General features: G+C 41.7%; 5 protein-coding genes. All 5 read left to right on the forward strand.

Translation table 11 applies throughout. The features are described from left to right. Positions 1-39: 39 nt before the first annotated feature. The 5 genes from cas3f to cas6f are packed head-to-tail and all read left to right on the forward strand — an operon-like array spanning position 40 to position 7,837. Entirely contained in the window at positions 40-3,414 is a 3,375-nt protein-coding gene (gene cas3f / locus A1359_RS00365; RefSeq protein ID WP_066976321.1) for a type I-F CRISPR-associated helicase Cas3f, read from the forward strand. Then, positions 3,411-4,937 carry a type I-F CRISPR-associated protein Csy1 gene (csy1, locus tag A1359_RS00370; RefSeq protein ID WP_066976324.1) on the forward strand — a complete coding sequence of 509 codons (1,527 nt, stop codon included), beginning with the start codon at positions 3,411-3,413 and terminating at the stop codon, positions 4,935-4,937. Before cas3f ends, csy1 begins: the two co-directional genes overlap by 4 nt. Beyond that, entirely contained in the window at positions 4,934-6,130 is a 1,197-nt protein-coding gene (gene csy2 / locus A1359_RS00375; protein WP_066976327.1) for a type I-F CRISPR-associated protein Csy2, read from the forward strand. The genes csy1 and csy2 overlap by 4 nt, the downstream gene beginning before the upstream one ends. Before the next feature lie 31 nt (positions 6,131-6,161). After that, on the forward strand, positions 6,162-7,199 hold the full coding sequence (gene csy3, locus A1359_RS00380) for a type I-F CRISPR-associated protein Csy3 (RefSeq protein ID WP_066976330.1): 1,038 nt from the start codon (positions 6,162-6,164) through the stop codon (positions 7,197-7,199). Further along, the gene (cas6f, locus tag A1359_RS00385; protein ID WP_066976333.1) at positions 7,196-7,837 is read left to right on the forward strand and encodes a type I-F CRISPR-associated endoribonuclease Cas6/Csy4; all 642 of its coding nucleotides are present in this window, start codon (positions 7,196-7,198) and stop codon (positions 7,835-7,837) included. Before csy3 ends, cas6f begins: the two co-directional genes overlap by 4 nt. Positions 7,838-8,116: the final 279 nt, after the last annotated feature.

Here is an 8,116-nt window from a genome sequence, read left to right on the forward strand (position 1 = left end):
CTCTCCTCCGGGGAGAGGGTCGGGGTGAGGGGTAATATCATGATGGTCACCTTCGTCAGCCAATGCCAGAAGAAAGCATTAAACCGTACCCGCCGCGTTCTCGATGCCTTTGCCAACCGCATCGGCGACAACACCTGGCAAACCGTGATTACCGAAGAGGGCCTGATTGCCGTTAAAACCCTACTGCGGAAAACGGCTACTAAAAACACGGCCGTTTCGTGTCATTGGATACGCTCCAGAAGTCGAAGCGACTTGGTTTGGATAGTGGGGAATCGCAGACGATTTAATTCTGAAGGTGTTGTGCCGGTGAATGTAACAGAAGCCGAAATAGAAAAATTTATGGATAAATACCAGTGGCAAACCATAGACCTGATCAAATACGCGGCAGCAATAGCGGGTTTATTTCATGATTTTGGTAAAGCAACCAGTCTATTTCAAAAGAAAATAAATCCCGATGAAAAAGCTTCAAACTTCGAGCCTTATCGACATGAGTGGATTTCATTCCGCTTGTTTCAAGCATTTGTAAGTAAACAAAACGATGAAGAATGGCTTATTTCATTAAGCGATATTGGTCGAGATAATTTTGCTAACTGTTTCAGAGATGGAATCGATAAGGCAAATAAACCAAAATTATCCGGCTTACCCGCTTTTGCAAAATTGGTGGCATGGCTGATTGTCACTCACCATAAATTACCTGTTTATCCCGGCTGGAAGGAAAACGACAATCCAACACTAAAAAATGTCGATTTATGGATTGATGATGATTTCACTGCCTTGTGGAATTCACACAACTGTAAAGATGCCGATCAACTAGACCGCATCGAGGAAAACTGGCGGTTTTGTGATTTACCTGCTCAAAGTATGCAGTGGCGATCAAAAGCCTGTTCACTGGCTTCTGAAGCGCTCGCCGACATTAGACCCTGGTTGAGTAGTAAAACAGACTGGTTAAATGACCAATTGTTTACTACCCATTTATCCCGTTTATGTCTGGTTCTATCCGATCATTATTATTCTTCACTCTCTTCCAAAGAACTCCAGGAAATGAAGGTAGAAAAATGGCGTAATCCTAATTATCGGGTCTATGCCAATACAGAATGGATTGACGGGAAGAAGCAATACAAGCAGCAGCTGGATGAACATTTAATCGCGGTAGCGCATTTTGCTGAAAAAATTGTAAAAGATTTAAAAAAGCTAAATCACTCGCTGGAGCCATTGGAACCCAATGATGCTCTCACCGGCGATGTTCCCAAGAAATATCAGGATGATTTCGGCTGGCAGGACAAGGCCTATAAATTAGTTTCTAAAGTCGGGAAAGAAGCTATCAACAAGGGTTTTTTCGGTATCAACCTCGCATCCACCGGCAAGGGAAAGACTCGCGCCAATGCTCGGATTATGACAGCGCTTGGAGAACAAACCGGGCGAATCCGCTTTAGTGTCGCTATGGGATTACGGGTGTTGACTTTACAAACCGGCAGGGAATTTCAGGATGAGCTGAATTTAACGGAAAAAGAACTGGCGATAGCCGTGGGCGGAATTGCCATCAAATTACTGTTTGAACAACAGACACAAAGTGCTCGTGAGGAAAGGGAGAACGAGAAACAAACAGCAGAGGAAAGTGGCAGCGCATCGCAAGAAGAGTTAGTCGATGCGGATATCAAAATACATTATTCAGGCGTAGAGAATGAACACAGCCTGAGTCGGTGGACCAAAACGCAAAAAGGGCTGGATGCACTAATTTCAGCGCCGGTTTTGGTTAGCACGATAGATCATTTAGTTCCTGCGACGGAAGGAACCAAAGGCGGCAAGCACATTCCCGCCATGTTGAGGTTGCTGACCTCTGATCTGGTGCTTGATGAACCGGATGATTTCGGATTAAGCGACTTACCGGCGCTATGCCGTCTGGTGCATTGGGCCGGTGTTTCAGGCAGTCGTGTTTTACTTTCCAGCGCGACGCTGCCGCCAGCCTTGGTTTATGCGCTGTTTCAGGCCTATCAAGCGGGTTGGTCGGAATACGCCAAAGCTAACCTGGAAAACTGGTCGGGTGAAATACTTTGCGCCTGGTTTGATGAAAAAAATATTTGTCACGATGAGCAAATCAAGGAATTCATTGATTTTCAGGCAACCCATGAAAAGCTGATAAAAAAGCGCGTCGAATATCTACAGACACTGCCGCCGAAACGAATTGCTGACATTATTGATATACCCGAAAACAATGGCAAATCCGTCATTGATAGTATGGCGGATACCATTCATGCAGGGGCGATCCGTCTGCATCAAGAACATTGTCTGATCGGCAATGAGAAGATAATTTCGATTGGGTTAGTTCGCATGGCGAATATCAATCCATTAGTTGCAATAGCCAAAGCCTTACTGGCTAAAGTCCCTTCTGAAGATACCTGCATACACTACTGTGTTTATCATAGCCGTTACCCTTTGGCGATACGAGCCGCCATCGAACAGCGACTCGACAGTTTGCTGTATCGAAAAGACGAGCAGGCTATTTGGCAACAACCTGAAATTCAGCAAGCCCTAAAAAAACATCCTGAATCAAAGCATCATATTTTTATTGTGTTGGCTTCGCCAGTGGCTGAAGTCGGACGCAACCATGATTATGACTGGGCAATCGTTGAACCCAGTTCCATGCGCTCGATTATCCAACTAGCGGGCAGGGTGTTGAGACATCGGAATAAGACGCCTGAAAAGCCGAATGTTCTGTTGCTCAATAAAAACTATAAAGCGCTGTGTAAAAAGAGAATCTGTTTTGAACGGCCAGGTTTTGAATCCAGCGGTTTAATCATGGAAAAACATGATTTGCATGACATCTTGGATGAAGAGCAGTTTCAAAAAATAACGGCAATCCATCGGATTCATCTGCCTAAAGACTATCGAAAGAATAACAAGCACCTTGAAAACCTGGCTCTCTTTGAACAAAGAGCTCTAGCCAAGCAGTTATTTGGAGATAAAGACCCAAGATCTGGTGAATTACTCGATGATGAAAAGCCAGCTAACTTGTGGTGGAAAAATCAACCGCACTGGTGTGGTGAGGTGCAACGCCAACAGCGATTTCGTGATTCCAAGAAGGACGAAGCCTACTATCTGTGGCTGGAAAATGAATTTTCTAAACCTAAATGGCGTTGGAAGAATGAGAACGTATCACCGCCGGAGTTTGCCGAACCACCAATTGAAATAAAAATGGATGAGAGGGATTACCATGAAAAAGGAAATTATTTCTGGTTTGAGCAGGATGCACTGACGATTTATCAACAGTTAGCCAGTGATTTTGGTTGGGCGTTAAAAGAAATCAGTGACCGTTTCGGTGAGGTGAGATTGATTGAATATGAAAAGGCTGAAGCCGCAGAGTATAACTTTCATCCTTTTTTGGGTGTTTATCAGGATATTGGGAGTAATGAATGAGTGAGTCAGATGCGCAACTTGCTACTTGGGAAGAAGTGATAATCGATTTTTTCAGAAGAAAATCTGAATCAGATGAAGAAAATTACTTAAAAGAAATTATTAAATCATTAGAAGCCATATACGAAAGTGAGGGTTTTTTTAACGATGAAGAACTAGAATTAGTATTTAATTCCCGAAAAAACAAGAAAGAAAAGAATGAATCATCGTTGGCTTTTCAGCATCGTAGAGCACTCACTTTTTTAAAATCAAAATATAAACCAAAAGGATTGAATGTTTTTAGACAGTTAAGATTATATAAAAAAACGATAAAGGCATTTGCAGATAAATACGAGTCAATAAATTGGTTATCGAAGAATTGTGAAAATGCTTCTAGCGTAAATTTCGCCACACATGTCATAAAGTTAACGCATTCCAGTATTGATGCATCATCATTTTATGACTCTATTCCCGAACAAAAAAATACACTTATAACCACATCGGTTTTAAAAAACAAAGCCGTTGATGGAGCAGTTAAGGGAAATCAATTTGCCCCCATTTTTCAATTTCTTGAACTTGAATTAAATGGTGTAAAGCTTGTTGAGCAGTTGACTAATAATGATCATTTATTTGACTGTTTTATTGATGAAGAAAATAGAGCGGCGGCGGATGCATGGATAAAGGGGTTTAGAGGCGCTCTAGATACTGGAAAACTAAGTTCACATGCATTAGCCAAGCAAATTTATTTCCCTACGGGATATAATCAAAAGTTAACAGAGCAGAGTTATCATATTTTATGTAATGTGGTTTCATCCTCGATGGCCCATACCATACACGAAAAGATATTCAGCGAAAGAGAAAAATCAGATCAAAAGTCGTTAGAAAAGAAGAAATATTCTTCTGAAATTTTTACTAAATATATCAATAGATCGCAACTGGGTGTCACCGCGAGCAATCATAGTAATGCCTCCCAATTAAATGCAAAGCGTGGAGGTAAATTACATCTTTTCTCAAATCGGCCACCTGCTTGGCAATCTCAAATTAAGACTCCTATATTTAAAAAGTCACTATTCAGTGATTTATATAATTCAACAATCAAAAGTGAAACAGAGTATCTGCGCGATTTCCTGATACGGTTTAAACAATTGGATTTAAGTATCAAAGACCCTAAACGAAAACGTCATCTTGACCGTTGGGTAAACAATATTGTCGATGAATTTTTGTTTTATGTTGGAACAATTCAGAACTTGACTTCCGGTTGGTCAAGTAATGCGGAAACCAAACTCAAGCAATCCCACAAATATCTATTGGATCCTTATCGCTTGGACGAGGCATTTCAAGCCGAACGTCAAAACCAAGATTGGCAGGCGATTATATGCGCCGATTTTGCCCGGTGGCTGAATGGTCAACTGATCGGCAAAGATAAGCAATTTAGCCCACAAGCAGAACATACCCGTTTATGGAAAACAATGTTGGAGCAACCCTTGCGTGAATATATGGAGCCTGTTGAGCAACAAATTAAGCAAAGAATGGGGAAGGTTTTATGACTCGGTATTTATTGATCAACCATGTTCAGGTGCAAGGAGCAAATGCTGTTGCCGGTTTTACCTGGGGATTTCCAGCAATCACTCATTTTTTGGGGTTTGCGCATAATCTTGCCCGAAAGGTAGCCAAAAAGGATTGCTTTAACGATATTCAACTGTATGGTTGTGCGGTAATCGCACATTCTCATCAGGTGCATACCTACGCATTCAACCAGTTTGTTCAGCATCGAACGACGGCATTTCAATACAAAGAACAATCGAAATATAAGGTGGGAACTCCACCAGTAATTGAAGAAGGCAAAATGGATATGAATATCTCGTTGATCATCGCCTGTGACGGCAATATTGGTGGAGACCGTAAGGAAGAATTTATTCAATGGCTCAAAACTAATTGTCAATTACAACGCTTAGCCGGAGGAACTATTTTAGAAATAGGATCAATCGAATTATTTTCCATCGATAATGAACAAAATTCCACTAACTTACGCGCCTTAATCCGTCAATTATTGCCAGGTTTTGTCTTGTTGGACAGATCGACGTATCTGGAAAAGCGCTTCCAAGCGTTGCAAGAAAAAAATTCTAAAGCAGAGTTATTCGATGCCTGGATGGATTTTATTGCGTTAAAGCAAAAAGCCAGGCCTGTTTATGATTTGATTAATCATCACTTATCTGGGCTGTTAGAGAAAAAATCCAATAATGATGGCAATCATCAGTTATTCAATTTGTGGCAACAGCATTTGGATGAACCGTATGATCAGGCAGCGATACCGGAAGAGCTCATAAGCTATTTCCGAACTATTGACGACAATAAAGCCAATAAAAAACTATTAGAGCAATGGCAGTCCTATTGTGAACCTAATGAGAATACCGATGCGATTTGGGAGTATGTAAACAAACCGGAGCCGGGTTTTTTAGTACCAATTATGACCGGATTCAAGGCGATTTCCCCAGTTTATAAAAATCATGAAGTCGCCAATACTCGTGATAATGAAACCGATGTTTGTTTTGTAGAGGCCGTCCATAGCATAGGCGAATGGCAAGGCGTTCATCGAATAAAAGATGTTAACGCCTTAAAGCAATCGCTGTGGAATTACCATTACGAAGATAACTGGTATTTGTGCAGACAGGAAAACGTCAGCGAATTAGCTGGTAATCCTGAAAACATTGCTACCTCTCTAAATGATGATTATTCCTGATCTGATGAATTAATTAACCAAGGAGAAACAAATGAATAATAAAAAAATACCATTACCCAGCATGTTGTCTTTTGAGCGCAAACTGGAATGTTCTGATGGATTGATGTTTTCTGGAAATTGGAGTGACGAAAAGCAAAAAGATGATTGGCAATCAATTCCGGTAGTGCCCAGGCAAAATCGTTCAACACAAAGCGCGCATGGGATCAAGCATGTAGACAAAACTAAACCAAACCCGGTTTCATCAGATAGTGATGATGCCAATTTACCCATGGATCACGATACCCTCAGGGTAAGTTTTACTCTTAGAGTTATAGGTAATCTAGGTAAACCATTTGCCTGTAATAAACCGGATTTTGCGGAAGCGATTGAAGATAAAGTCACGGCATTTAAAAATTCAAAAGGCATAGAAGAACTGGCTTTTCGTTATGCCTATAACATTGCCAATGGACGTTTTTTATGGCGTAACCGGGTAGGTGCCAAACAGGTTGAAATTCATGTTTCGCTAGATGACGAGCCGATTAAATTTGATGCCTATGATTTTTCATTAAATGGTTTTGATAAAAATCGAGATAACCCATCGTTGCAGAAATTGGCTGACCTTTTCAAAAAAGGATTACTTGGCGGAGATGAAACGTTTGTGCTGGTGGAGGTCGATGCCTATGTCAAGTTAGGAAAGGGGCAGCATGTCTATCCGTCGCAGGAAATGAACATGGGGGAAAAAAAGAAAAAACTGTTCCAGTTAAATAAATGCGCAGCGATGCATAATGTCAAAATCGGTAACGCAATACGAACCATTGATGAATGGTATGGCGATACGATGCTAATTAAGGCAGAAGGCAAAGATAAAACTGAAATTGTCGATATTAAACCAGAGAATAAAAATCCGATTGCGATTGAACCTTATGGCTCAGTGACTCAGCATGGTAGAGCTTACAGACACACTGATATTGATCTTTATTCACAGATGATTGCTTGGGTTAATAACGATACTATTGATGAAAATCAGCAGAACTTTGTTGTAGCCAATCTGATTCGGGGTGGTGTATTTGGAGGAGATGCAGAAGGATGAAGTATTACCAAGAAATTGCCCTACTACCTCAAGAAGAAATCAACATTCACTTCCTCTGGTCCAAAGTCTTCCAACAACTCCATCTTGGCTTAGTTGAAATGCAAGACGCACAAAAGCGAGTGCCGATTGGGGTTTCGTTTCCTGAATACGTAGCGAGTGAAAAGTACAGCGTGCTGGGTGGAAAATGTCGGTTGTTTGCGCAGGATGAAGCCACGCTAACTCGCTTTGATGTCAACAAATGGCTGGCCCGTTTGAGCGACTACGTGCATTGCACCAGCATTCGACCAGTGCCGGATAAAATTTCTGATTATGCGATTTACCAGCGTCAACAACCCAAAACCAGTCCCGCCCGTCTGGCAAGGCGTTATGCCAAACGGCACAATATGGATTTTGAAACGGCGTTGCATGACACTATAAACCTAGCAGACAAGGCCACCCCCAATACCACGTATCAACAAACGTTTCGTTATTGCGATATGCCGTCAAAAGCGATTTCGACCCCGTTTATTCGCCTGAAAAGCTTAAGCAGCGGGCAAGACTTTTGTTTGTGGATCAAGAAATCGGCTGCATCCGAACCTGTCGTCGCCGATTTCAGCAGCTACGGCCTAAGTGCCTCGGCTACTGTACCCGAGTTTTGACCAAAGTTTTTCTGCTCTTTAAAAATATGATTGAAAACAGCTAGTTGCGCGCTGCGGTTTTGAGGATGGGTAAATTGGGGTAAATACCTTGAAAACCGCGATGCAACTGGCTTAGAAGTTTTATAAAATCAGTCCGCTGCCGCACAGGCAGCTTAGAAATGGAAGCTGTTACGGATTTTAAAGTACAGCAAGTCCGCTGCCGCACAGGCAGCTTAGAAATCAGTTGCACACATTGGAATTTCGCTTTTAAAGTCCGCTGCCGCACAGGCAGCTTAGAAA

Source organism: Methylomonas lenta, from assembly GCF_001644015.1.
Taxonomy (GTDB): domain Bacteria; phylum Pseudomonadota; class Gammaproteobacteria; order Methylococcales; family Methylomonadaceae; genus Methylomonas; species Methylomonas lenta.

Excerpts from the sequence above, each read along its gene's own strand:
- cas3f (WP_066976321.1), top strand. The coding sequence starts at position 40 with ATGATGGTCACCTTCGTCAGCCAATGCCAGAAGAAAGCATTAAACCGT.
- csy1 (WP_066976324.1), top strand. The coding sequence starts at position 3,411 with ATGAGTGAGTCAGATGCGCAACTTGCTACTTGGGAAGAAGTGATAATC.
- csy2 (WP_066976327.1), top strand. The coding sequence starts at position 4,934 with ATGACTCGGTATTTATTGATCAACCATGTTCAGGTGCAAGGAGCAAAT.
- csy3 (WP_066976330.1), top strand. The coding sequence starts at position 6,162 with ATGAATAATAAAAAAATACCATTACCCAGCATGTTGTCTTTTGAGCGC.
- cas6f (WP_066976333.1), top strand. The coding sequence starts at position 7,196 with ATGAAGTATTACCAAGAAATTGCCCTACTACCTCAAGAAGAAATCAAC.